The sequence below is a fragment of the Reyranella sp. genome (assembly GCF_965279465.1).
Classification (GTDB): Bacteria; Pseudomonadota; Alphaproteobacteria; order Reyranellales; family Reyranellaceae; genus Reyranella.
In genome coordinates, this window is record NZ_OZ257242.1 from 2767172 (window position 1) to 2792978 (window position 25807).

Genomic DNA, 25807 nt, shown 5'->3' on the forward strand with positions numbered 1-25807 from the left:
CCCTAGAACAGCCCGACGATCTTGCCTTCCGCGTCGACATCGATCGAGTCGGCGGCGGGCACGCGGGGGAGGCCGGGCATGGTCATGATGTCGCCGCACACCGCCACCACGAACTCCGCGCCCGCCGACAGGCGAACCTCGCGCACGGCGACGATGTGGTCGACCGGGGCGCCCTTGGCATCCGGGTTGGTCGAGAAGCTGTACTGCGTCTTGGCGATGCAGACCGGCACCTTGCCGAACCCCATCGCCTCGAACGAGGCGAGCTGGTCGCGCACCGGCTTCGGCACCGAGATGTCCGACGCGCGGTAGATCTCCTTCGCGATGGTGCGGATCTTCTCCACCAGCGGCATCTCGTCGGGATAGAGCAGCTTCATGTCGCTCTTTCCGCTTTCGATGACCTTCACCACGGCGCGGGCGACGTCGGCGGCGCCCTTGCCACCTTCGGCCCAATGGTCGGCCATCACCGCCTCGACGCCGAGCTTCGCGCAGGCCGACTTGACCAGCTCGATCTCGGCCGCCGTGTCGGCGCTGAAGCGGTTGATCGAGATCACCGGCACCAGGCCGAACTTCTTCACGTTCTCGACATGGCGTTGCAGGTTGGACATGCCGGCTTCGAGCGCCTTCAGGTTCTCGGTCTTGAGCTCTTCCTTCTTCACGCCGCCATGCATCTTGAGCGCGCGGATGGTGGCGACCAGCACGACCGCGTCGGGCTTGAGGCCGGTCTTGCGGCACTTGATGTCGATGAACTTCTCGCCGCCAAGGTCGGCGCCGAAGCCTGCTTCGGTCACCACATAGTCGGCGAGCTTGAGCGCCGTCGTGGTCGCCAGCACCGAGTTGCAGCCATGCGCGATGTTGGCGAACGGGCCGCCGTGGATGAAGGCGGGCGTGCCTTCGAGCGTCTGCACGAGGTTGGGCGACAGCGCGTCCTTCAGCAGCACGGTCATCGGGCCGTGCGCCTTGAGGTCCTTGGCATGGACCGGCTTGCGGTCGCGCGTGTAGGCCACGATCACGTTGCCGAGCCGCGTCTTGAGATCGGCGAGGTCCTTGGCGAGGCAGAAGATCGCCATCACTTCGGAAGCGACGGTGATGTCGAAGCCGTCCTCGCGCGGGAAGCCGTTGGCGACGCCGCCGAGCGAGGACACGATCTGGCGCAGGCTGCGGTCGTTCATGTCGACGACCCGGCGCCAGGCCACGCGGCGGCCGTCGATGCCGAGCGGGTTGCCCCAGTAGATGTGGTTGTCGATCAGCGCCGAGAGGAGATTATGTGCCGCGCCGATGGCGTGGAAGTCGCCGGTGAAATGGAGGTTGATGTCCTCCATCGGCACGACCTGGGCGTAGCCGCCGCCCGCCGCGCCGCCCTTCATGCCGAAGCTTGGCCCGAGCGAGGGCTCGCGCAGGCAGAGCATCGCCTTCTTGCCGATATGGTTCAGCGCGTCGGTCAGGCCCACGGTGGTGGTGGTCTTGCCCTCACCCGCCGGCGTAGGGGAGATCGCGGAGACCAGGATCAGCTTGCCGTTGGGCTTCGATTGCAGCGACTTGATGTAGTCCATCGATACCTTGGCCTTGTAGTGGCCGTAGGGCTCGAGATTCTCCGGCGCGATGCCGAGCTTCTCCTTCGCCAGCTCCATGATCGGCCGCTTCCTGGCCTCCTGGGCGATCTGGATGTCTGACTTCGGACTGGTGTGCTGTGATGCGGGCATCGGACGTTTCCTCTCTCAAGTTTCTTGTCCCTCCCCCGTCTTCGGGGGAGGTGGCGCCGTCATACGGCGACGGAGGGGGCGTTGCGCACGATGTCGCCTCCCGACCCCTCCGTCGGCGTATGACGCCGACACCTCCCCTTCGCGGAGTCCGCGAAGGGGAGGGGGCTATGGCTAAGGAGCGTCGGTCATACGAACCGCGCGCCGACTGCGAGGCCGCTCGCCGCCGCCCATTCGCCGGCGCCGACCTTCGGGCCGTCGGCGGGCTTCACGCGGGTGACCTTGATGCGGCCGTCGGGACAGACGACGGTGAAGCCGTCGGCATCGACGGCGACCACGTCGCCGTACTTGCCGCCGATGCCCTTGGGATCCTTGGCCGGCAGCGGCGTCACCTCGAAGATCTGCAGGGTCTTGCCGTCGAGCGTCGTCCAGGCGCCGGGCACCGGATTGCAGCCGCGCACCAGCGGGTCGATCTGGCGCCACGACTTGCCCCAGTCGATGCGGGCGATGTCGGCGGTGGCGCGGCCCTCGTAGGTCGCCTTCGATTCGTCCTGCTTGATGCGCGGCGCCTTGCCGGCCTTCACCAGGTCGACCGCTTCGACCATCGCATCGACGCCCATCGGGAACAGGCGCTTGAAGTAGAGGTCGCCCATCGTGTCGGTCGGGCCGAGCGGCGTCGTCTTGGCGAGCAGCACATCGCCGGTATCGAGGCCGTTGTCGGGCCAGAAGATCGACAGGCCGGTCTCCTTCTCGCCGAGGATGATCGGCCAGTTGATCGCCGACGCCCCGCGATAGGCCGGCAGCAGCGACGGGTGATACTGGATCGAGCCGTGCGTCGGGATGTTGAGAAACTCCTCGGGCACGAACAGGGTGACGAAAGCCATGACCTGCAGGTCGGGCTTCAGCGCCTTGAACTCTTCCCACACCTCAGGCTTGCGGTAGGAGGCCGGTTGGAACACCGGTAGCTTTGCGGCGAGTGCCGCCTCCTTGAGAGGGTCGGCCTTCTGGCCGGGCTTCTCAGGCGCGACATATACGCCGACGACCTCGTCGCCGCGCTTGAGGAGTGCCTCGAGCACGGCCTTGCCGAAGGCCTGCTGTCCATGGACCACGATGCGCATGGGGTTACTCCGCCGCGATGGCGTTTTCGGGGGCCTTGGGGGCTTCGCCGGTCGCGCCGGACGCCTTGATTTCGGCGATCTGGCGCGGCGTGAACTTCAGCACCTTCGACAGGATCTCGTCGGTGTGCTCACCGAGCAGCGGCGAACGCGCGACCTCGGTGACGCTGTCGGACAGCTTGATGGGGTTGCCGACCGACAGGTACTTGCCGCGCGTCGGATGATCGACCTCGACCACGGTGCCGGTCTGGCGCAGTGACGGTTCCTCGGCCAGCTCCTTCATCGACAGGATGGGGCCGACCGGGATGTCGAGCTCGTTGCAGGCGTTCATGACGTCGAACTTGCTCAGCGTCATGGTCCACTGCTCGATGCGCTCGAAGATCTGTTTCAGCCGCGGCAGGCGGGCCGGCGGTTTGGCAAAGTCCGGATGAGTCTTCCATTCCGGCTCGCCGATCAGGTCGCAGATCTTCTCCCACACCGGCGCCTGGGTGATGAAATAGATATACGCATTGGGATCGGTCTCCCAGCCCTTGCACTTCAGGATGACGCCGGGCTGGCCGCCGCCCGAGTCGTTGCCGGCGCGCGGCGTCGCCTCGCCGAACGGGATGCCCTGGCCGTACTGGGTGTATTCCTTGAGCGGCCCGTGCGCGAGGCGCTGCTGGTCGCGCAGCTTCACGCGGCACAGATTCAGAACTCCGTCCTGCATGGCGCAGAGCACCCTTTGGCCGCGGCCCGTGCGGTTGCGCTGATAGAGCGCGCTCACGATGCCGAGCGCGAGATGCAGACCGGTGCCCGAGTCGCCGATCTGCGCGCCGGTTACCAGTGGGATGCCGTCGTGAAAGCCGGTGGTCGAGGCCGAGCCGCCGGCGCACTGCGCCACGTTCTCGTAGACCTTGCAGTCCTCGTACGGGCCGGGGCCGAAACCCTTGACCGAGGCCACGATCATGCGCGGGTTGAGCGCGTGGATGTGCTCCCAGGTGAGGCCCATGCGATCGAGCGCACCGGGCGCGAAGTTCTCGACCAGCACGTCGCAGCTCTTCACCAGCCGCTCGAGCACGGCCATGCCCTGCTTGCTCTTGGAGTCGAGCGTGATCGAGCGCTTGTTGTGGTTGAGCATGGTGAAATAGAGGCTGTCGGCGCCCGGCACGTCCTGCAGCTGGCCGCGCGTGATGTCGCCGGTGCCGGGACGCTCGACCTTGATCACGTCGGCGCCGAACCAGGCCAGCAGCTGCGTGCAGGTCGGGCCCGACTGGACGTGGGTGAAGTCGAGGATCTTCACGCCGTCGAGCGCCTTGCCGTCTTCGCCCCACGGCTTCTTCGACATCTTCGGCGCCTTGGCCGCCAGCGTCAGCTTGGGCTTCTTGGCCGTCTTCGCGTTCTTCAGGGCCTTCTTCTCGCGCTTGTCCTTGTCCTTGGCTTTCGCCTTCTTGTCCTTCTTCTTCGCCATCGTCGTCCCCTACTTCTTCTTCAGCTTGCTTTGCGGATTGAGATTGCCGATGCGGCCGCTCTCGCTGCCGGCCGCCGGATCGATCACCGCGTTGATGAGGGTGGGCTTGCCCGAGTCCATCGCCGCGTTGACGGCGCGCTTCAGCTCGTCGGGGGTCGTGGCGTTGACGCCGACGCCGCCGAAGGCCTCCATCATCTTGTCGTAGCGCGAGCCCTTCACGAACACCGTCGTCGCCGGGTCGGAACCCGCCTTGTTGACGTCGGTGCCACGATAGATGCCGTCGTTGTTGAAGACGACGATGCAGACCGGGAGGTTGTACCGGCAGATCGTCTCGACCTCCATGCCGGAGAAGCCGAACGCAGAGTCGCCCTCGATCGCCAGCACCGGCTTGCCGGTCTCGACCGCGGCGGCGATGCACTGGCCCATGCCGATGCCCATCACGCCCCAGGTGCCGACATCGAGCCGCTTGCGCGGCTTGTACATGTCGATCACGCCGCGCGTCAGGTCGAGCGTGTTGGCGCCCTCGTTGACCAGGATCGCGTCGGGCCGTTCCTTGATGACGGTGCGCAGCACGCCGAGCGCGCCGTGATAGTCCATCGGGTTGTTGTTGTTCATCAGGCGCGGCGCCATCTTGGCGACATTCTCCTCGCGCTTGGCGGTGACCGCGCCCATCCAGTCCGACGGGCCCTTGGTCCAGTTGCCGCCCATGGCCTCGAGCAGGGCCGCGACGCACGAGCCGATGTCGCCCACGACCGGGGCGGCGATCTCGACGTTGGAGTCCATCTCCCTGGGCTCGATGTCGACCTGGATGAACTTCTTCGGCGCATCGCCCCACGCCTTGCCCTTGCCGTGGCTCAGCAGCCAGTTGAGGCGGGCGCCGATCATCATCACGACATCGGAGTCCTTCAGCACCGTCGAGCGCGCGGCGCCGGCGCATTGCGGATGGGTGTCGGGCAGCAGGCCCTTGGCCATGCTCATCGGCAGGAACGGCACGCCGCTCTTCTCGACCAGCGCCTTGATCGCCTCGTCGGCCTGCGCGTAGGCCGCGCCCTTGCCGAGGATGATCAGCGGCTTCTTCGCGCCCTTCAGCACATCGAGCGCGCGCTTGATCGAGTCGGGCGAGGGGATCTGCGCCGGAGCCGCATCGATCACCTTGACCAGCGACTTCCTGCCGGCTTCGGCATTCATCACCTGGCCGAACAGCTTGGCCGGCAGGTCGAGATAGACGCCGCCGGGACGGCCCGACACGGCGGCGCGGATAGCGCGCGCGAAGCCGATGCCGATGTCGGCGGCGTGCAGCACGCGATAGGCCGCCTTGCACATCGTCTTGGCGACGGCGAGCTGGTCCATCTCCTCGTAGTCGCCCTGCTGCAGGTCGACGATCTCGCGCTCCGACGAGCCCGAGACCAGGATCATCGGGAAGCAGTTGGTGGTCGCATGCGCGAGCGCGGTCAGGCCGTTCAGGAAGCCCGGCGCGGAGACGGTCAGGCAGACGCCCGGCTTCTTGGTCAGGAAGCCCGCGATCGCCGCGGCATAGCCCGCATTCTGCTCGTGGCGGAACGACAGCACGCGGATGCCCGCGGCCTGCGCCATGCGGCCGAAGTCGGTGATCGGAATGCCCGGAACACCGTAGATCGTTGTGAGGCCGTTCAGCTTCATCGCGTCGATGATGAGGTTGAAGCCGTCGGTCAGTTCCTCGGTGTCGGTTTCGGGTTTCTTGATTGCCGCTGCTTCGGCCATTGGTTCCTCCCGTTACGAATTCAGTCGAGATAGTCGGCGTGCTTGGCGACATGCGCGGCGAGGCCGAGCGCATGCTGGCGCACCAGGTTCTCGGCGCGCGTGGTGTCGCGTGCCTCGAGCGCCCGGATGATGTTCATGTGGTCGTGGATCGAGCGGTCGACCCGGTCGTCCTCGCCGATCGTCTGGCCGCGGATCATGCGCATGTGGGTGAACAGGTTCTCGGCCAGCCGGATCAGCACCTGGTTGCCGCTGAGCTCGATGATGGCCTGGTGAAAGGTGATGTTGACCTCGGAATATTCGTCGAGCCTGGCGTGCAGCGTCTCGCCGTCGAACTGGGCGAACATGCGCCTGAGGCCGGCGATGTCCTCGTCCCGGGCGGTCTCGGTGATGAGACGGGCCGCCATGCTCTCCAGCGCCGCCCAGGCAGTGATCATCTCGATGACCTCGCGCTTGGTCTTGCGAACGACGTAGACGCCGCGGCGCGGGACGGAGCGGACGAAGCCCTCGCGTTCGAGCTGCGCCATGGCCTCGCGCACCGGCGTGCGAGACACGCCGAAATCCTGGGCCAGCTGGCGCTCGTCGAGCCTGATGTCGGTGCGCGAGCGGTACACGTCCGACGACACGATGACGTTGCGCAAGGCGGCGTACGCCTTGTCCTTGAACGTCTCCTTGCTGTCGATCGGAGCGATGAACAGGCGCGCTTCGCTCATGAACCGCTTGTCCCCCTCGAGGCCGCCGGCTGCTGAGATACATTATTCATTATTCCACGGCGGCTGACGCGTCCAGCCACCTGCAGGGTCCGGTGAGGATAATCACGCGGGACTGCGCTGCCGGAAGAGGCGGGCAAGGAGGTTGGAGATTGCCGGCCAGAACAGGGCCACCAGGCCAAGGGCCATGATCGTGCTCACCAACCCGCTCGACCAGAAGATGGAAACGCTGCCCTGGGAGATCAGCAGGGACTGGCGGAACGCCTCCTCGGCCCTGTCGCCGAGCACGATCGCCAGCACCAGCGGCGCCAGCGGATAGTTGCATTTCTTGAAGAAGTAACCGACGACACCGAACACCAGCATCATGATCACGTCGAAGCTGTTGTTGTGCACGGTGTAGGCGCCGATGGCGCAGATCACCAGGATGATCGGGGCGATGATGCCGAACGGCACGCGCAGGATCGCCGCGAACACCGGCACCATGGTGAGGACGACGGCCAGCCCGACGATATTGCCGAGATACATGCTGGCGATCAGGCCCCAGACGAAATCCTTCTGCTCGACGAACAGCAGCGGGCCGGGCTGCAGCCCCCAGATCAGCAGGCCGCCCAGCAGCACGGCCGCGGTCGGCGAGCCGGGGACGCCGAGCGCCAGCATCGGCAGCAGGGCGGAGGTGCCGGCGGCGTGCGCCGCGGTCTCGGGCGCGATCACGCCTTCGATCTCGCCGGTGCCGAACTTGCCGCCGTTCCTGGAGGAACGCTTGGCAATGCCGTAGCTCATGAACGAGGCAGGCGTCGCGCCGGCCGGGGTGATGCCCATCCAGCAGCCGATCAGGCAGGAGCGCAGCATCGTCATCCAGTGGCGCGGCAGGCCCCTCCAGGTCTGCCACACCACGGCCGGATTGATCGCGGCGGCCTTGCCCCGGAAGCTCAAGCCCTCTTCCATGGTGAGCAGGATCTCGCCGATGCCGAACAGGCCGATCACGGCCACGAGGAAGTCGAAGCCGCTGAGCAGCTCGGTCGAGCCGAAGGTCAGCCGCAGGCTGCCGGTCACGGTATCGGTGCCGACGGCGGCGAGCGCGAAGCCCAGCATCATCGCCGCAATGGTCTTGGCCGGTGGCTCCTTGCCCATGCCGACGAAGCTGCAGAAGGCGAGGAAGAAGACCGAGAATTTCTCGGCGGGGCCGAACTGGAGGGCGAAGCTGGCGACCAGCGGGGCGGCGAGGGTGATGACGATGACGGCGAACAGGGCGCCGATGAAGGAGGAGGTGAAGGCGGCGGTGAGCGCCTCGCCGGCCTGGCCCTTCTGGGCCATCGGATGGCCGTCGAAGGTGGTGGCGACCGACCACGGCTCGCCCGGGATGTTGAACAGGATCGAGGTGATGGCACCGCCGAACAGGGCGCCCCAATAGATGCAGGACAGCAGGATGATGGCGGAGGTCGGCGGCATGCTGAAGGTGAGCGGCAGCAGGATCGCGACGCCGTTGGCGCCTCCCAGGCCCGGCAGCACACCGATGATCACGCCCAGGATGATGCCGACCAGCATGTAGAAGAAATTGGTCCAGCTCAGCACGACGGAAAATCCGTGCAGCAGATCGCTTATGCCTTCCATCGATCCTCTCCGCTTCCGGACTCTAGAGCCCGAGCCAGTCCTCGATCGGACCCTTGGGCAGCGGCACCAGGAACCATCGTTCGAACGTCACATAGGTCAGGATCGGCAACGCAAGGCTGATGCACAGGGTCAACGGCCAGCCGTAACGGCCGAGCCAGCGCATGAAGCCCGCGATCAACAACGCGGACGAGAGATAGATTCCGAGCCACGGCACCGCCGAGACATAGATCGCCATCGGGATGACGACCTTGCGCACCTCTGCGAGCTGGCCCCATTCGGCGAACAGCCTGCCCGGCGAGATGGCCAGCGCCCGCACGAAGTTCACGACGCTCGCCAGCACGACGATCAGGCCGACCCAGAACGGGAAGAAGCCGGATTTGGGCCCTTCCTCGGCCCACCCGATGCCGACCTTCAGGCTGCCGACAATGGTGATCACGCCGAGAGCCAGGACGAAGAGGGCGACGCCCGCTTCGACAGTGCGCTGCCGCGGTCCGGGCGAGCCGGAGGTTTGCGGAGGAGTGGACATCGACGGTTCCCGCTGACGCTACGGAATGATGGGCGATGGCCGGACAGGCATCGTCCGTCCCACCGTCAGTTGGCCAGGAAGCCCGCTTCCTTCATCAGCTCGCGATGGCGCTTCTCCTCGCTCTCGACCCACTTGCCGTATTCGGCGCCTGCCATGAAGGTCGGATTGAAGGCACCGTCGTGCATGAGCTGCGCCCACTCCGGCGTGGCACGCACCTTCTGCATGAGCTGGACATAGTATTCGACCGCGTCCTTGGGCACGCCAGCCGGCATGAATATGCCGCGCAGCATCAGATATTCGATATCCAGGCCTTGCGACTTGCAGGTCGGGATGTCGGCCCACGACATGTCGCCGGCGATCTTGTCCTTGACCGGCAGCGGCTTGCCGTCGAACACGCACAGCGGCCGCAGCGCCCCGGCGCGCCATTGCGCGACCGCCTCGATCGGATTGTTGACCGTCGCATCGATGTGCTTGCCGACGAGCTGGACAGCGACCTCGCCCCCGCCCTTGTAGGGAATGTAGGTCATCTTCTTGCCGATCGCCCGCTGCATCGCGACGGTGATGATCTGGTCTTCCTGCTTGGAGCCCGTGCCGCCCAATTTGAACTGGCCCTCGGGAGCAGCCTTCACTGCCGCGATGAACTCCTGCGCCGTCTTGAACGGCGCTTCGGCGTTGACCCACAGCACGAACTCGTCGAGCGCCATCATCGAGACCGGTGTCATGTCCTTCCAGGAGAAGGGGATGCCCGTGGCAAGCGGTGTCGTGAACAGGTTCGACAGCGTGATCACGAGCTTGTGCGGGTTGCCCTTGGCGTTCTTGATGTCGAGGAAGCCCTCGCCGCCGGCGCCGCCCGCCTTGTTGATCACGACCATGGTCTGCTTCATCAGACCGTGCTTGGCGACGATCCCCTGGATCATGCGCGCCATCTGGTCGGCGCCGCCGCCGGTCCCCGCCGGGACGATGAACTCGACGGTGCGGGTCGGCTCCCATGCCCATGCGGCGGGGCAAAAAAGGCTGGCGACCACAGCAGCTGCCATCGCCATGACGCGCGAGCGCCACCGGAAGTCGGTCATTGCCATCTTATTCCTCCCAAGGCCGTCGAGGCCTATCCCCATGTTTTTTGCGGCAATCTTGGGCGCCATGGGTAAACCCGTCAAGATCGCACGCCAGCTCGTTGCGTTTCGTCGATGAGACGTGCAAAGCACGGATGGCGGTTGGAGCACGCACCATGACGACGAGCGACCTCACCATTGTTTTCGACGAGAAAGGCGGCGCGGACGCTCAACTCGTGCGCGAAAGGCTCGATATGTTTAACGTCGGCGCGACCGGCGTATCGACCTACTATCCGCTGCATTTCTTCGTGAAGAGCAGCCTGGGCGAAACCAGGGGCGGCGTCCTGGGCGGCATCTGGGGTGGTTGGCTGCACATCACCTTCCTGTGGATCGACGAGTCGGTGCGTGGGGAGGACTGGGGCACGCGCCTGATGGACCATGCCGAAGCCTACGCGCGCGAGCGCGGCTGCCACTCGGCTACGCTCGATACCCACTCCTTCCAGGCCCGGCCGTTCTACGAAGCCCGCGGCTACGAGGTGTTCGGCACGCTCGACGACTATCCCGAAGGCCACAAGAAGTTCTTCCTGAGGAAGAGGTTATAGAAGATGGACAAGACTGTCGGAGCCAAAGCCATGCCGCGCCAAGACGCCGTGGAGGAAGTGACCGATGCGCAGCGTGAATTGGTCCGCCGTAGGTTGGCCGAATACCGCACCAATCCAGACGAGCCCGTCGCCACTCTGGCAGACATCAAACGCGATTTGGGTTTGTCTTTGCGGTAAGGGGGCCGGCTCTGCTCAGGGCGTCATCTTTGCTCGGACCGCGCCACTCGGAACGTGTTTCAGGCCAGCTCCTTCAGCTTCTTGTCGATCGCCAGCAGGTCCTGCCAGCTCAGGCGCTTGCTGGCGGGGGTGCGCAGCAGATAGGCGGGATGGAAGGTCGGCATGGTGGGGATCTCGGTGCCGTCGGAGAGGCGATGGCTCGTCCATTTGCCGCGCAGGCGGGTGATGCCCTCGGTGGTGTCGAGAACGGCCTTCGCGGCGGTGGCGCCCGCCAGCACGAGGACCTTGGGCCGGACCAGCTCGATATGGCGGCGGACGAAGGCGAGGCACATGCCCTGCTCGGTGAGCGTCGGCGTGCGGTTGCCGGGCGGACGCCAGAACAGGATGTTGGTGATGTAGAAGCCGCCGTCGCGCGTCAGGCCGATGGCAGCCATCATGCGGTCCATCAGCTGGCCGCTCACGCCGACGAACGGCTTGCCCAGCCGGTCCTCGTCGGCACCGGGCGCCTCGCCCACGATCATCACCGGCGCGCCCGGCGTGCCGTCGGCGAAGACGGTGTTCTTCGCGGTGCGCTTGAGTGCGCAGCTGTCGAAACCCCGGATCGCTGCCTCGAGCTCGGCCAGCGACGTGCAGCCTTCGGCGAGCGCGCGTGCATCCTCGACGAGCTGGGGCGATTCGAGCGGCACCGGCGCGCGTGGCGGCGGCGGTGTCGACGGTGCCGGGGGTGGCCGCAGCGGGACGGGCGAACGGGCTGCTGGAGGCGACGCGACCGGTGCTGCGGCAGCCGGTAGTGGGGGCGGGATGGCGAAGCGGTCGACCGGCTCCTCGCCGATCGCCTCGTCGACGCCATTGTCGACGTACCAGCGCAGGAGGGCGGCAGCGCCCTCCATCAAAGACCTTTCATGAAGGCCGCCAGGATCGGCGCCCACAGCGCCGAATCGGCGTGGCTTGCCATGTGGCCCTTGTTCGAGGGCAGCTCGACATAGGTGATGTCGACGCCGGCCTTGCGCATGTCGGCCACGTAGGCGGGGCAATCCGCGATGTTGAACAGCTTGTCGGTCTTGGAATTGACGTAGAGCACCTTGGTGCCCTTGAGCTTGTCGTATTCCCCGGTGATGTCGAACGAGCCGATCGCGCGGCGCAGTGCCACCATCGAATGACCGTCGTAGATCTCGGCCCACGCCCTGGCGTTGGCGCGCATCGCCTCCTTGCGCTTCTCGGGATCGGCGATCGTCTCGGCCAGGATCTCGTTCTGGCCGTAGTTGCTGAGCGTGTCGAAGCGGATCTCGGCCAGCACCTTCCTGATGCCGCCATTGTCGTAGTACCAGCCGCCGTTCCAGTTGGGATCGCTTGCCAAACGTTTCTGCAGCGCCGCCAGTTGCTCGAGCCCGCCGGGTGAGCGTGGTGCGGTGACCGACGCGGCGATGCCTTTCATGAAGCCGGGATAGGACGCGGCCCACTGGAACGACTGGAAGCCGCCCATCGACGGCCCGATCACCGCGACGAGCCCGGGAATGCCGAGCGAATCGACCAGCCGCTTCTGGCTCGCCACGATGTCGCGCATCGTGATCTCCGGGAAGGTCGGGCCGTAGGGCTTGCCGGTCCCGGGATCGTTCGTGTTCGGTCCGGTGCTGCCGTGCGCGGAGCCCAGCGCATTGACAGAAATGACGAAGTACTTGTCGGTGTCGACCGCCTTGCCCGGCCCGATCAGCCCGTCGAACCAGCCGGCCGATCCCTCGGCCACGCCGCGGCCCTGCTTGCCCGGGGCATTCTTGCCGGCGGCGTGGTGGCTCGACGTGTAGCCGTGGACCGCCAGAACGGCATTGTCGCGCTTTGCATTGAGCGTGCCGTAAGTTTCGTAGGCGAGCTCGAGGACGGGCAGGACCTGGCCGTTTTCCAGCCGGAAGTCCCTGGAACTGAAGATCTTGCTTTCGATATCGGTCAAAGCCGGCACAGGGGTCCCCTTTTTCCGCCGGTGGCGATCCGGCCCCCGACAGGCTAATTAGAGTTGACGGTTTGGCAAGGCGAGATGGCAATGGCACGCGAGGCAATGGAATATGACGTGGTGATCGTCGGCGGCGGCCCGGCCGGGCTGGCGGCGGCAATTCGCCTCAAGCAGCTGGCTGCAGAGCTTAGTCACGACGTTTCCGTGTGCCTGCTCGAGAAGGGTTCGGAGGTCGGCGCCCACATCCTGTCCGGCGCGGTGATCGATCCGATCGGCCTCAACGAGCTCATTCCCGACTGGAAGGAGAAGGGCGCGCCGATCGAGACCCAGGTCAGCGACGACCAGTTCCTGTGGCTGACCAGGACCGGCTCGTTCCGCTTCCCGAATTTCACCATGCCGCCGCTGATGAACAATCACGGCAACTACATCGTCAGCCTGGGCGATGTCTGCCGCTGGCTGGCGACCCAGGCCGAGGCCTTGGGCGTCGAGATCTATCCCGGCTTTGCTGCCGCGGAGGTGCTCTACAACGAGGACGGTTCGGTGAAGGGCGTCGCCACCGGCGACATGGGCATCGGCAAGGACGGCACGAAGAAGGACACCTACACCGAGGGCATGGAGCTGCATGCCAAGTACACGCTGATCGCCGAGGGTGCGCGCGGCTCGCTGTCGAAGATGCTGTTCGCCAAGTTCGACCTGCGCGCCGGCGTCGATCCGCAGAAATTCGGCATCGGCATCAAGGAGCTGTGGGAGGTCCCGGCCGAGAGCTTCAAGAAAGGCCTGGTGGTGCATACGCAGGGCTGGCCGCTGTCGGAAACCGGCAGTCAGGGCGGCTCGTTCATGTACCATTTCGGCGAGAACCTGGTCGCCATCGGCCTCGTGGTGCATCTGTCGTACGAGAACCCGTACCTCTCGCCGTTCGACGAGTTCCAGCGCTTCAAGACCCATCCTGACGTTGCCAAGCACCTCAAGGGCGGCAAGCGGCTGGTCTACGGCTCGCGCGCCATCAACGAGGGCGGCGTCCAGTCGGTGCCGAAGCTCACCTTCCCCGGCGGCGCGCTGATCGGCTGCTCGGCCGGGTTTGTGAACGTGCCGCGCATCAAGGGCAGCCACAACGCGATCAAGAGCGGCATGCTGGGCGCCGAGGCAGCGTTCGCGGCGCTGGCCGCAGGCAAGACCGGCGGCGACGAGCTGACGGCCTATCCGGAAGCGCTGAAGTCGTCGTGGCTGTGGAAGGACCTCGACAAGGTCCGCAACGTCAAGCCCGCGCTGAAGTGGGGCTCGGTGCTGGGTACGATCTATGGCGGCTTCGACATGTGGTGCCACGACCTCGGCATCCGCCTGCCGTGGACGTTCCATCATAAGAAGGCCGACCACGAGACCCTACGGCCCGCCGCCGAATTCCAGCCGATCCAGTACCCCCGGCCGGACGGCGTGGTGTCGTTCGACAAGCTCTCCTCGGTCTTCCTGTCGAACACCAACCACGAGGAGGACCAGCCGGTTCACCTCAAGCTGCGCGACCCGTCCATTCCCATCGCGGTCAATTTGCCGCTCTATGCCGAGCCGGCGCAGCGCTATTGTCCGGCTGGCGTATACGAAGTCGTCACCTCCGACAGCGGCCAGCCGCGCTTCCAGATCAACGCGCAGAACTGCGTTCACTGCAAGACCTGCGATATCAAGGATCCGGCGCAGAATATCGACTGGACGGTACCGGAGGGCGGCGGCGGGCCCAATTACCCGAACATGTGACAGGTATGCGACCCATTTCCTTCGCGCTGCTGTCGGCGGCGCTCGTGCTCTCCCTTCCTCTCGCCGGTCACGCCCAGTCGGGCGGCGGCGGGCAACAGCCGCGCGTCTCCGGCCGACAGGCTGCCTTGATCTCTCTCAGCGGCCGATACCTGGCCAGCCGGGTCGCCGAGCAGGACCATGATTACGACGGCGGCGCCGACCAGCTCGACCTTGCCCTGGCGCAGCGGCCCGGCGATCTCGAGCTGCTCTACAGCACTTTCCGGCTGCGCACCTATGCCGGCCGGATCGACGCCGCCGCGCAGCTTGCCCCGCAGGTCCTGGCCGTCCGGCCGGGCGACGGGATCGCCAATCTCGTGCTGGCGGTCCAGCAGATCAGGCGCGGCGAATACCGCGCCGCCGAGCAGCAGCTCGGCCGCATCGGTGCGGAAAACCAGTTCGGTCCGTTGCGCGAGCTCGTCGTGGCCTGGCTGCGTGCCGGGCAGAAGGATTTCGTCGCGGCGCGCACCGCCCTTGCCCGGCTGAAGACCGACAATGAACGCGCCCAGGCGCCGATCATGGTGGTCGAGGCGCAGATCGAGGAGATGGCCGGCGACAAGGCGGCGGCGGAGACCAAGTATCGCCGCGCCGTCGAGCTCGATCCGTCGGCCCTGCGGGTCGTCATGACCGCGGCCGACGGGCTGCGGCGTCTGGGCAAGGCCGACGATGCGCGCGCGCTCCTCAAGGCCTTCGGCGACAAGTACAGCGACTCCGTGGTGATGGACGGGGTGATGGCGGCCAATGCGCCGGCACCGAAGCCGCCGTCGCCTGCCTCGGGAATCGCGGAAATCCTGTTCGATATCGGCAGCGCGCTGAATGGCGACGCGCGCAACCAGCGCAGCGACCTCGCCCTGATCTTCGAGCAGTTCGCGGTCGACCTGAAGCCCGATCACGACTTCGCCTGGCTGACCATCGCCAGCCTCTACGAGCAATGGGGCAATTCGGCGAAGGCGCTGGCGGCCTATGGCAAGGTCGGGCCGGCCTCGCCGCTCTATTGGCAGGCGCGCCTGCGCTCGGCGGCGCTCGACGCCCAGGACGAGCGGTTCGACGCGGCGGTGAGCAAGCTGCGTGCCCTGGTGGCGGAGAAGCCCGACCGCATCGACGCCGCCTTGACCCTGGCCGACCTGCTGCGCAGCAAGGAACGCTACGCCGACGCGGTCGCCGCCTACGACACCGCGATCCAGCGGATCGGCACCGTCGGGGAGCGCCACTGGCCGGTATTCTTCGGCCGCGGCATGGTGCTCGAGCGCATCAAGCAGTGGCCGCGGGCCGAAGTGGACATGAAGAAGGCGCTCGAGCTTTCGCCCGAGCAGCCCTACGTGCTGAACTATCTGGGCTACAGCTGGATCGATCAGGGCCTGAACCTCGACGCCGGCATGAAGATGCTCAAGCGCGCGACCGAGCTGCGGCCCGACGACGGCGCCATCACCGACTCGGTGGGCTGGGCCTATTACCGGCTCGGCCAGTTCGACAAGGCCGTCGAGTGGCTGGAGCGCGCGAGCGAGCAGAAGGGCGACGACGCCACCGTGGTCGAGCATCTCGGCGACGCCTACTGGCATGTCGGCCGCCGCCGCGAGGCGCGCTTCCAGTGGGCGCGCGCGATGAACCAGAAGCCCGACAAGGACCGCATTCCCGTGATCCTCGACAAGGTCAGCAACGGGCTGAACTCGACCAACGACAAGCCGACCGTCTACGAGAAGGCGGCCGACAACAAGCAGGGCGGCTGATCGCGCGCGCTGCGGCTTCCGTGCTGGCGCCGGCCAAGATCAATCTCTGGCTGAACGTCGTCGGCCGGCGCGCCGACGGCTACCACCTGCTCGACACGCTGGTCGCATTCACCGACCTCGCCGACGAGATCGAGGCCTCGCCGTCCGATCGCCTCTCCCTGGCCGTCGACGGTCCTTTTGCCGGGACGCTGGCGGATGAAGCCGACAATCTCGTGCTCAAGGCGGCGCGCCTGCTGGCCGACCGGGCCGGCATCGCGCCGCGCGTCGCGCTGCGTCTCGGCAAGCATATCCCCGTGGCGGCAGGCCTCGGCGGCGGATCTGCCGATGCGGCCGCCGTGCTGCGCCTGCTGATCGACCTGTGGCGCGTGGCGCTGCCGGTCGAGGAACTGTTCGATCTGGCTGCACGGCTGGGCGCCGATGTGCCGATGTGCCTCGCCGGCCGCGCCGCGCTGGCTTCGGGTGTCGGCGAGCGGCTGGCACCGGCCCCGCCTTTGCCGCCCTGCGCGATCCTCCTGGTCAATCCCGGCACCCCGTTGCCGACGCCCGAGGTCTTCGCCCGGCGGCAAGGTGCGTTTTCACCGGCGCGTAGCCTGCGACCCTGGACGGATGCGGCGAGCTTCGCCGCGACGCTGGCCGGGCACGGCAACGACCTGACCGATGCGGCGGTCGCGCTACGGCCGGAGATCGCCCGGGTGCTCGCTTTCCTGCAGACGAGCGAGGGCGCACTGCATGCCGCCATGAGCGGCAGCGGCGCGACCTGCTTCGCGCTCTACGAAACCGCGCAACACGCCGAACGCGCCGCCGCGCGTGTGCCGGCGGCGTGGTGGCATCACGCCGGAACGCTCTGCGGCTAGGATCATTTCGGGCGGGTGTCCGTCCGGGCTTGCAGCTTCCTCATGGCTGGGACCGCGCGACCAACAGGACGAGGTCGAGCTGGGAGCGGGTGTCGGTCCGGGACATGGCCCGGGCGAGGAGCGTACGGACCGTATGGTACGAAACGCCTGTCCGTCGGGCATATTCGGGAAGCGCCACGCCCGAAAGCAGCGCCAGGACCAATTGGCCTTCTGCCGGTGTGAAACCGAACACGTCAGCCAGCACGGCGAGATCGGAAACGATCTTCGCCGCAGGGTCGGACACGAAGACGAGCACGGCGGGCGAGGCCTTTGCCACAGTCACCAGACCTTGTCCCGCCGGGCTCACCATCACGGCGTAGGATTGCCGCCCGGACGGGCGGCGGACGCTCAGGTGTCCGCCGGTCAAGCGAGCGTCCCCCGAACCAAGGCGAACGCCGTCGATGAGGTGCTGCAGGCGTTTGTCATCCTCCTTGTTCGCGGCCTGCAGGCCCTCGGGGCTGCGCACAAGCCCATCGCCGCTGCGCAAGATCGTCTCTCCGGCGGCGTTCACATGCAGCAGACGCCCCGTTGCCGCCATCAGGATGACGCCGAGGCTCAGCCGGTCCAGGACGGCGTAGGCCGAATGATTGCCCTGTTGGACGCCCTGAAGGCGCCGCCGCACTTCCATTGACCGCTGGACATGCGGAAGAAGCCGGTCGAGCCGGGCTGCTTCCTGCAGTGAAAAGTCCGTGGCGCCATGGGGGCGATGAACGCCGAAAACGGCATGGTGGCCGCCATCCAGCGGCAGCACCGCTCCCGCCACGTACCGCGAATCCACCTGCGGCCGCAGATACTCGTTATAGATGTAGCTCTTCACCAGCACACGATCGTCGACGATATGCGAGCCGATGCGCGTGCCGTTCAGCCCCTGCTTCAGGTAGCCCGACGCCCAGAGATCGTGCGGGGCGAAATGCCCGTATTGCCGGATATGGTCCGGCGTCAGCCCCACTGTCGACACGACATCGACGGCGGAACTGCGGGAATCGTGTGCCGACAACATCAGGAGGTTGCCCCCCATGTAGTCCGCAATCTGCCGGGCCACCTCTTCCCAGAGCCGATACCCGAGCGCCGCATCGTAGAGAGCTTCGACTAGGCCGCTTTCCTCCCCTGATTCCATGCCTGCCCCCCGCCCCCCAGCGAACCACCATGCATAGCGAGCGTCCTTCGACTGTGGCCCGTTATTCGATTGTGGACAAGAAAAGAAGTCACGGGAAGCGTGCATGGCTCGCTGATCGGGCGGTCGGTTCTTGGCGGTGAAGGCCAGCCTGAGGCCGGAGGCGCATAGGTGTTACCGCCATTGGCCCGGTTGCTGCCCCAGAATTCTTTCCACCTGTCACTCGATTGGGGGACAAGCCTCGCTCCGATCTTCGCTACCGTGCCAAGCGGGAATGAAGCTTGGGGTACCGCCAGTCGGAGTGTGGGATGACAGCAGTCGAGCAACCGCAGAGTGCACAAGCGTGCACGTTCGGTGGACCGGTTGCGGACCGGCCGGAGCTGTCCACGGGGAACCCGCCGGACCGTCGCGCGGGGGCGCGCATTGGTGACTGGCATGTCAGGTTTCTGACCAGGCTTTCGAACCCAGGAGCCGCGCACGTCGCGGTTGTCTCTGGAAAGTTTGTCGATCACTCGAATGGGTGAACAAGCGCGAGCCGCGCATCGGTTCGCCATGTCACAGCTGTATTTACAGCTGTATTTATTGGGAGGGGAACAATGGCAACGGTAACGGGCAGCGCGGGCAAGGACTTCATCCACCGGCTCGGCGACGGGAAGGTTGCACCGGTGGGCTACGCGGACGTGACGGGGGTCACGACCGGCGATGACGTAATCAGCGGGCTCGGTGACGATGACATTATCTTTGCCGACGCCGGCAACGATCTGATCGACGGCGGGGCCGGCGCGGACACCATGACGGGCGGCGCGGGCAACGACACCTACGTTGTGGACAATGCCGGCGACACGACGGTCGAGGCCTCGGGTGGCGGGACGGACCTGGTGCAGAGCTCGGTCACCTACAGCCTGGCCGGCCAGTTTACCGAGAACCTGACCCTGACCGGCAGCGCGAACATCGACGCCACCGGCAACGGCCAAGCCAACACCTTGACCGGCAATTCGGGCAACAACGTCCTGAACGGCGGGACCGGCGCGGATACGATGGCGGGCGGGGCGGGCAATGATACCTACTACGTCAACGGCAGCACCGACCGCGTGATCGAGGTGGCCAACGAGGGCATCGACCAGGTGTTCAGCTCGCGCAGCTACAGCCTGTCGGGCCAGCATATCGAGAACCTGACCCTGACAGGGAGCGGGAACACCAACGGCACAGGCAACTCGCTGGCCAACGCGTTGACCGGCAATTCGGGCAACAACGTCCTGAACGGCGGGACCGGCGCGGACACGATGACGGGCGGCGCGGGCGACGACACCTACCTGGTGGACAATGCCGGCGACACGGCGGTGGAGGCCTCGGGCGGTGGGACGGACCTGGTGCAGAGCTCGGTCACGTACAGCCTGGCCGGCCAGTTTATCGAGAACCTGACCTTGACCGGCAGCGGGAACACCAACGCCACCGGCAACGGCCAAGCCAACGCGTTGACCGGCAATTCGGGCAACAACGTGCTGGACGGCGGGACCGGCGCGGACACGATGACGGGCGGCGCGGGCAACGACACCTACGGGGTGAACAGTGTCAGCGACACGGTGGTGGAGGTCGCGGGCGGCGGGACGGACCTGGTGCAGAGTTCGGTGAGCTACACGCTGGGGTTGGAGGTCGAGAACCTGACCCTGACCGGCAGCGCGAACATCAACGGCACCGGCAATACGCTGGCCAACAGCCTCACCGGCAATTCGGGCAACAACGTGCTGGATGGCGGAACCGGTGCCGACACGATGACGGGCGGCGCGGGCAACGACACCTATGGGGTGGACAATGCCGGCGACACGGCCGTGGAAGTCGCGGGCGGCGGGACCGACCTGGTGCAGAGCTCGGTGAGCTTCACGCTAGGGGCGGAGGTCGAGAACCTGACCCTGACCGGTAGCGCCAGCATCAACGCCACCGGCAACGCACTGGCGAACAGCATCACGGGCAATTCGGGCAACAACGCACTGGATGGCGGGACCGGCGCGGACTCGATGACGGGCGGTGCGGGCAACGACACCTATGCGGTGGACAATGCCGGCGACACGGTCGTCGAAGCGGCAGGCGGTGGGACGGACCTGGTGCAGAGCTCGTTGAGCTACACGCTGGGAGCGGAGGTCGAGAACCTGACCCTGACCGGCAGCGCGAACATCAACGGCACCGGCAACGCGCTGGCCAACAGCATCGCCGGCAATTCGGGCAACAACCTGCTGGATGGCGGGGTGGGTGCCGATACGATGACGGGCGGTGCTGGCAACGACACCTACCTGGTGGACAATGCCGGCGACACGGCGGTGGAAGCCGCGGGCGGCGGGACGGACCTGGTGCAGAGCTCGGCGAGCTTCACGCTGGGAGGGGAGGTCGAGAACCTGACCCTGACCGGTAATGCCAATATCAACGGCACCGGCAATACGCTGGCGAACATCCTCACCGGCAATTCGGGCAACAACGCACTGGATGGCGGGACCGGCGCGGACACGATGACGGGTGGCGCGGGCGACGACACCTATGCGGTGGAAAATGCCGGCGACACGGTGGTCGAGGCGGCAGGCGGCGGGACGGACCTGGTGCAGAGCTCGGTGAGCTTCACACTGGGCGCGGAGGTCGAGAACCTGACGCTGACCGGGAGCGCCCACATCAACGGCACCGGCAATGCGCTGGCCAACAGCATCACCGGCAATTCGGGCAACAACGCGCTGGATGGCGCAGTCGGTGCGGACACGATGACGGGCGGTGCGGGCAACGACACCTACACGGTGGACAATGCTGGCGACACGGTCGTCGAGGCGGCAGGCGGCGGAACGGACCTGGTGCAGAGCTCGTTGAGCTACACACTGGGCGCGGAGGTCGAGAACCTGACCCTGACCGGCAGCGCCAACATCAACGGCACCGGCAATTCGCTGGCCAACGGCATCGTCGGCAATTCGGGCAACAACGCGCTGGACGGCGCGGTCGGTGCCGACACGATGACGGGCGGTGCGGGCAACGACACCTACACTGTGGAGACTGCCGGCGACACGGTCGTCGAGGCGGCGGGCGGCGGGACGGACCTGGTGCAGAGCTCGTTGAGCCTCACGCTGGGGGCGGAAGTCGAGAACCTGATCCTGACCGGTAGCGCCAATCTCAATGGCACCGGCAACGGACTGGCCAACAGCATCGCCGGCAATTCGGGCAACAACCTGCTGGATGGCGGGGCGGGTGCCGACACGATGACGGGTGGCGCGGGCAACGACACCTACCTGGTGGACAATGCCGGCGACACGGCCGTGGAAGCCGCGAGCGGCGGGACCGACCTTGTGCAGAGCTCGGCGAGCTTCACGCTGGGGGTGGAGGTCGAGAACCTGACCCTGACCGGAAGCACGAACATCAACGGCACCGGCAACGCGCTGGCGAACGCGATCCTCGGCAATTCGGGCAACAACCTGCTGGACGGCGGCGCGGGCGCCGACACGATGACGGGCGGTGCGGGCGACGACACCTACGTGGTGGACAATGCCGGCGATACGACGGTCGAGGCCACGGGCGGCGGGACGGACCTGGTGCAGAGCTCGGTCACGTACAGCCTGGCCGGCCAGTTTACCGAGAACCTGACCCTGACCGGCAGCGCGAACATCGACGCCACCGGCAACGGCCAAGCCAACACGTTGACCGGCAATTCGGGCAACAACGTGCTGAACGGCGGGACCGGCGCGGATACGATGGCGGGCGGGGCTGGCAATGACACCTACTACGTCAACGCCTCCGGCGACACCGCGATCGAGGCGGCCGACTCGGGAACCGATCAGGTCTTCAGTTCGGTCACCTACAGCCTGTCGGGCCAGCATGCCGAGAACCTGACCCTGACCGGGGCCGCCAACATCAACGGCACCGGCAACGGCCTGGCCAACGTCATCATCGGCAATGACGGCAACAACGTGCTGAACGGCGGCGACGGCGACGACACGCTGGTCGGCGGCGCGGGCCAGGATGATCTGACAGGCGGGACGGGCAACGACCGCATCACGGTCGACATCACGGAAGACCCCACGGATGGCGCCAGCGCCGGCGGCAATGCCGGTGACACCCTCGTCCTGACAGGAAGCGTTCTGTATTACGGCTACCTGGACGTGAATCTCACGGTCGTCGACCAACTCACGATGGACGGTTCTAGCCAAACCGGCTTCAACAATGTCGATGCGAGCGCCGTGACGGATATTTCGGGTGTAGCGACTTTCACCGGAAACGCCAACGCGAACGCCATCGTCGGCACGTCGGGCAACGACAGCCTCTATGGCGGCGCCGGAGCGGACACGGTTTCCGGCGGCGCGGGTAACGATACCCTGTACATCTACGCCTCAGCCGAGACAGCTGCAGGGGAGACCTACAATGGCGGCGACGGCACGGATACGCTGACCGACGACAACTCCAGCGGCGTCGCTGTAACCATCAACACCGGTGTGACCTTCACCGGCATCGAGAACCTGCAGGGCTTCTACAGCGGCCTGACGTTGACGGCGGCGCAGCTTGATTCGTTCACTGGCACGATTGATACGGGCGCCATCACGCTGTCGAGCGCCGGCACGGTCGATCTGTCCGAGGCGAGCGTCTATACCCCGACCTTCAACCTATCGGCTTCGGGCAACAGCCTGATCTTGAACAACTTTACCTACTACCTGGTGAACGGAGGTGCTGCCGGAGACACGGTGACGATCCTCGACACCGTGTATGGGTATTACTCCCAACTTTTCGGCAACGGGGGCAATGACACGCTGACCGGCGCTAATGGCGGTGACACTATCGACGGCGGAATCGGCGACGACACGCTGACGGGCGGAGCCGGCAACGACTACCTGACCGGCGGCGCTGGAGTGGACACGGTTTCCGGCGGCGCGGGCAACGACACTCTGTACGTCGATGCTGACGGGCTCGGTGCCGGCGAGAGCTACGACGGCGGCGCCGACATCGATACCCTGGACGGAACCGCCGTCGGCTCTGCAGTGACGCTTACGGCCGGTGCGACCTTCGCCAACATGGAGAACCTGTACGGCTTCTACTCCGGTCTGACGCTGACGGCGGCGCAGCTCGATTCGTTCACCAGTGGGGTCGATACGGGCGCCATCACGCTGTCGAGTGCCGGCGCGGTCGATCTGTCCGGCGCCACCGTCTGGACGCAGACCTTCAACCTGTCGGCTTCTGGCAACAGCCTGACTTTGGACAACTATTATTATTACACGGTGAATGGCGGCGCTGGCGCCGACACGGTGACGCTCCTCGCAACTGGAAACGGGTATTACTCCCAACTTTACGGCAATGACGGCAACGACACGCTGACCGGCGCTGATGGCAGCGACACCATCGACGGTGGAACCGGCAACGATACGCTGACCGGCGGCGCTGGCGGTGACACCCTGACGGGTGGGGCTGGCGACGACACGCTGACGGGCGACGACGGTAACGATACCCTGACAGGCGGAGCCGGAGTGGACACGGTTTCCGGCGGCGCGGGCAACGACACTCTGTACGTCGATGCCGATGGGCTTGGTGCCGGCGAGAGCTACGACGGTGGCGCCGACATCGATACCCTGGACGGAACCGCCGTCGGCTCTGCAGTGACGCTTACGGCCGGTGCGACCTTCGCCAACATGGAGAACCTGTACGGCTTCTCCTATGGCCTGACGCTGACGGCGGCGCAGCTCGATTCGTTCACCAGTGGGGTCGATACGGGCGCCATCACGCTGTCGAGTGCCGGCGCCGTCGATCTGTCCGGCGCCACCGTCTGGACGCAGACCTTCAACCTGTCGGCTTCGGGTAACAGCCTGACTTTGGACAACTACTATTACTACACAGTGAATGGCGGCGCTGGCGCCGACACGGTGACGATCCTCGAAACCGGGTATGGATATTACTCCCAGCTTTACGGCAATGACGGCAACGACACGCTGACCGGCGCTGATGGCAGCGACACCATCGACGGTGGAACCGGCAACGATACGCTGACCGGCGGCGCTGGCGGTGACACCCTGACGGGTGGGGCTGGCGACGACACGCTGACGGGCGGAGACGGTAACGATTACCTGACCGGCGGCACTGGAGTGGACACGGTTTCCGGCGGCGCGGGCAATGACACTCTGTACGTCGATGCCGATGGGCTCGGTGCCGGCGAGAGCTACGACGGTGGCGCCGACATCGATACCCTGGATGGAACCGCCGTCGGCTCTGCGGTGACGCTTACGGCCGGTGCGACCTTCACCAACCTGGAGGACCTGTATGGCTTTTACAGCGGCCTGACGCTGACAGCGGCGCAGCTCGATTCGTTCACCGGCACGATCAATACAGGCGCCATCACGCTGTCGAGTGCCGGCGCCGTCGATCTGTCCGGCGCCACCGTCTGGACGCAGACCTTCAACCTGTCGGCATCAGGCAACAGCCTGACTTTGGACAACTACTATTACTACACAGTGAATGGCGGCGCTGGCGCCGACACGGTGACGATCCTTGCAACTGGAAGTGGGTACTACTCCCAACTTTATGGCAATGATGGCAATGACACGCTAACCGGCGCTGATGGCGGCGACACCATCGACGGTGGAACCGGCAACGACACGCTGACGGGCGGAGACGGCAACGACTACCTGACGGGCGGCGCTGGAGCGGACACGGTTTCCGGCGGCGCGGGCAACGACACCCTGTATATTTACGCCTCGGCCGACACGGCCGCGGGCGAGACCTACAATGGCGGCGCCGACAACGACTGGCTGACCGACGGTGGCACCAGCATTGTCGCTGTCACCATCGATGCGGGTGTGACGTTCACCAATATCGAGAACCTGCAGGACTTTTACAATGGCCTGACGCTGACGGCGACTCAGCTCGCTTCGTTCACCGGCACGATCAATACGGGCGCCATCACGCTGTCGAGCGCCGGCACGGTCAATCTGTCCAATGCCACCGTCTCAACGCAGACCTTCAACCTGTCGGGATCGGGCAACAGCCTGACCCTGGACAACGATTATTGGTACACAGTGAATGGCGGTGCCGGCGCCGACACGGTGACGATCCTGGATCCCTCGACGGCGGGGTACTACGCCACGCTCTACGGCAACGGCGGCAATGATACGCTGACCGGCACCAATGGCAGCGACACCCTCGATGGCGGTGCTAACAACGACACGTTGACCGGCAACGCTGGCGACGACTCCCTCACGGGTGGCGCCGGAGCGGACACGCTGACAGGCGGGGCCGGCAGCGACACTCATATCTACACCAGTGCCTCGGATTCGACCGGTGTGAACTACGACACCGTCGTCGGCTTCCAGGCCGCCATCGACTTCTTCGACGTCGTGACGGGCGTGTCCGATGTGGACACGCCAATCACCACTGGCACCCTCAGCACGGCGACGTTCGACACGAACCTCGCCGCGGCGATGAGCGGACTGCAGGCCAACCACGCGGTGCTCTTCACCGCGAATTCCGGCACGCTTTCCGGTGTGACGTTCCTTGTCGTCGACCAGAACAGCACCACAGGCTACCAATCGGGCGCGGATCTGGTGATGCGGGTCAACGGCCTGTCGGGCACGCTCACCACCGGAGATTTCGTCTAGGCGGCAATATCCTCACAAGCCCCGGGGCGCTCGTCTCACGAGCAAGAGCGCCACGGAGTGCCTGGTTTGCT

At 66.0% G+C, this 25807-nt stretch carries 17 protein-coding genes; 6 read left to right on the plus strand and 11 right to left on the minus strand.

Annotated features, from left to right (window positions below):
• Positions 1-2: 2 nt before the first annotated feature.
• The 8 genes from ACQY8M_RS13565 to ACQY8M_RS13600 all read right to left on the minus strand — a co-directional run bounded on the left by ACQY8M_RS13565 (position 3) and on the right by ACQY8M_RS13600 (position 9886).
• On the minus strand, positions 3-1700 hold the full coding sequence (locus ACQY8M_RS13565; protein ID WP_428672794.1) for a formate--tetrahydrofolate ligase: 1698 nt from the start codon (positions 1698-1700) through the stop codon (positions 3-5).
• Between the two features lie 185 nt (positions 1701-1885).
• Positions 1886-2815 carry a methionyl-tRNA formyltransferase gene (locus ACQY8M_RS13570; protein WP_428672796.1) on the minus strand — a complete coding sequence of 310 codons (930 nt, stop codon included), beginning with the start codon at positions 2813-2815 and terminating at the stop codon, positions 1886-1888.
• A 4-nt stretch (positions 2816-2819) separates the two neighbouring features.
• Positions 2820-4136: a formyl-CoA transferase gene (gene frc, locus ACQY8M_RS13575; protein ID WP_428675357.1), complete on the minus strand. Its 1317-nt coding sequence runs from the start codon at positions 4134-4136 to the stop codon at positions 2820-2822.
• Positions 4137-4268: 132 nt separating this feature from the next.
• Entirely contained in the window at positions 4269-5999 is a 1731-nt protein-coding gene (gene oxc / locus ACQY8M_RS13580) for an oxalyl-CoA decarboxylase (protein WP_428672798.1), read from the minus strand.
• Between the two features lie 20 nt (positions 6000-6019).
• The gene (locus ACQY8M_RS13585; RefSeq protein ID WP_428672800.1) at positions 6020-6709 is read right to left on the minus strand and encodes a GntR family transcriptional regulator; all 690 of its coding nucleotides are present in this window, start codon (positions 6707-6709) and stop codon (positions 6020-6022) included.
• 102 nt (positions 6710-6811) lie between these two features.
• The gene (locus tag ACQY8M_RS13590; RefSeq protein ID WP_428672802.1) at positions 6812-8317 is read right to left on the minus strand and encodes a tripartite tricarboxylate transporter permease; all 1506 of its coding nucleotides are present in this window, start codon (positions 8315-8317) and stop codon (positions 6812-6814) included.
• 22 nt (positions 8318-8339) lie between these two features.
• Positions 8340-8843, minus strand: coding sequence for a tripartite tricarboxylate transporter TctB family protein (locus ACQY8M_RS13595; RefSeq protein WP_428672804.1), 504 nt, complete (start codon positions 8841-8843; stop codon positions 8340-8342).
• A 65-nt stretch (positions 8844-8908) separates the two neighbouring features.
• Complete coding sequence (locus ACQY8M_RS13600; RefSeq protein WP_428675358.1) at positions 8909-9886, minus strand: Bug family tripartite tricarboxylate transporter substrate binding protein; 978 nt, start codon at positions 9884-9886, stop codon at positions 8909-8911.
• Between the two features lie 185 nt (positions 9887-10071).
• On the opposite strand from ACQY8M_RS13600, the gene ACQY8M_RS13605 reads away from it, so the two are divergent.
• Complete coding sequence (locus tag ACQY8M_RS13605) at positions 10072-10497, plus strand: GNAT family N-acetyltransferase (protein WP_428672806.1); 426 nt, start codon at positions 10072-10074, stop codon at positions 10495-10497.
• 3 nt (positions 10498-10500) lie between these two features.
• A complete protein-coding gene (locus ACQY8M_RS13610; RefSeq protein ID WP_428672808.1) occupies positions 10501-10674 on the plus strand; it encodes an addiction module protein in 174 nt (57 codons plus the stop codon).
• Positions 10675-10733: 59 nt separating this feature from the next.
• On the opposite strand, the gene ACQY8M_RS13615 is transcribed toward ACQY8M_RS13610, so the two are convergent.
• Positions 10734-11564: a uracil-DNA glycosylase gene (locus ACQY8M_RS13615; protein ID WP_428672810.1), complete on the minus strand. Its 831-nt coding sequence runs from the start codon at positions 11562-11564 to the stop codon at positions 10734-10736.
• On the minus strand, positions 11564-12628 hold the full coding sequence (locus ACQY8M_RS13620) for a homoserine O-acetyltransferase family protein (protein ID WP_428672812.1): 1065 nt from the start codon (positions 12626-12628) through the stop codon (positions 11564-11566). The genes ACQY8M_RS13615 and ACQY8M_RS13620 overlap by 1 nt, the downstream gene beginning before the upstream one ends.
• Before the next feature lie 81 nt (positions 12629-12709).
• On the opposite strand from ACQY8M_RS13620, the gene ACQY8M_RS13625 reads away from it, so the two are divergent.
• The 3 genes from ACQY8M_RS13625 to ACQY8M_RS13635 are packed head-to-tail and all read left to right on the plus strand — an operon-like array spanning position 12710 to position 16982.
• Positions 12710-14365, plus strand: coding sequence for an electron transfer flavoprotein-ubiquinone oxidoreductase (locus ACQY8M_RS13625; protein ID WP_428672814.1), 1656 nt, complete (start codon positions 12710-12712; stop codon positions 14363-14365).
• Between the two features lie 5 nt (positions 14366-14370).
• Entirely contained in the window at positions 14371-16128 is a 1758-nt protein-coding gene (locus ACQY8M_RS13630; protein WP_428672816.1) for a tetratricopeptide repeat protein, read from the plus strand.
• 20 nt (positions 16129-16148) lie between these two features.
• Entirely contained in the window at positions 16149-16982 is an 834-nt protein-coding gene (locus tag ACQY8M_RS13635) for a 4-(cytidine 5'-diphospho)-2-C-methyl-D-erythritol kinase (protein WP_428672818.1), read from the plus strand.
• 40 nt (positions 16983-17022) lie between these two features.
• Here ACQY8M_RS13635 and ACQY8M_RS13640 read toward each other — a convergent pair whose 3' ends face one another.
• Positions 17023-18138 carry a helix-turn-helix transcriptional regulator gene (locus ACQY8M_RS13640; protein ID WP_428672820.1) on the minus strand — a complete coding sequence of 372 codons (1116 nt, stop codon included), beginning with the start codon at positions 18136-18138 and terminating at the stop codon, positions 17023-17025.
• 593 nt (positions 18139-18731) lie between these two features.
• Between ACQY8M_RS13640 and ACQY8M_RS13645 the strand changes: the two genes are divergently transcribed.
• Positions 18732-25736 carry a hypothetical protein gene (locus tag ACQY8M_RS13645; RefSeq protein WP_428672822.1) on the plus strand — a complete coding sequence of 2335 codons (7005 nt, stop codon included), beginning with the start codon at positions 18732-18734 and terminating at the stop codon, positions 25734-25736.
• Positions 25737-25807: the final 71 nt, after the last annotated feature.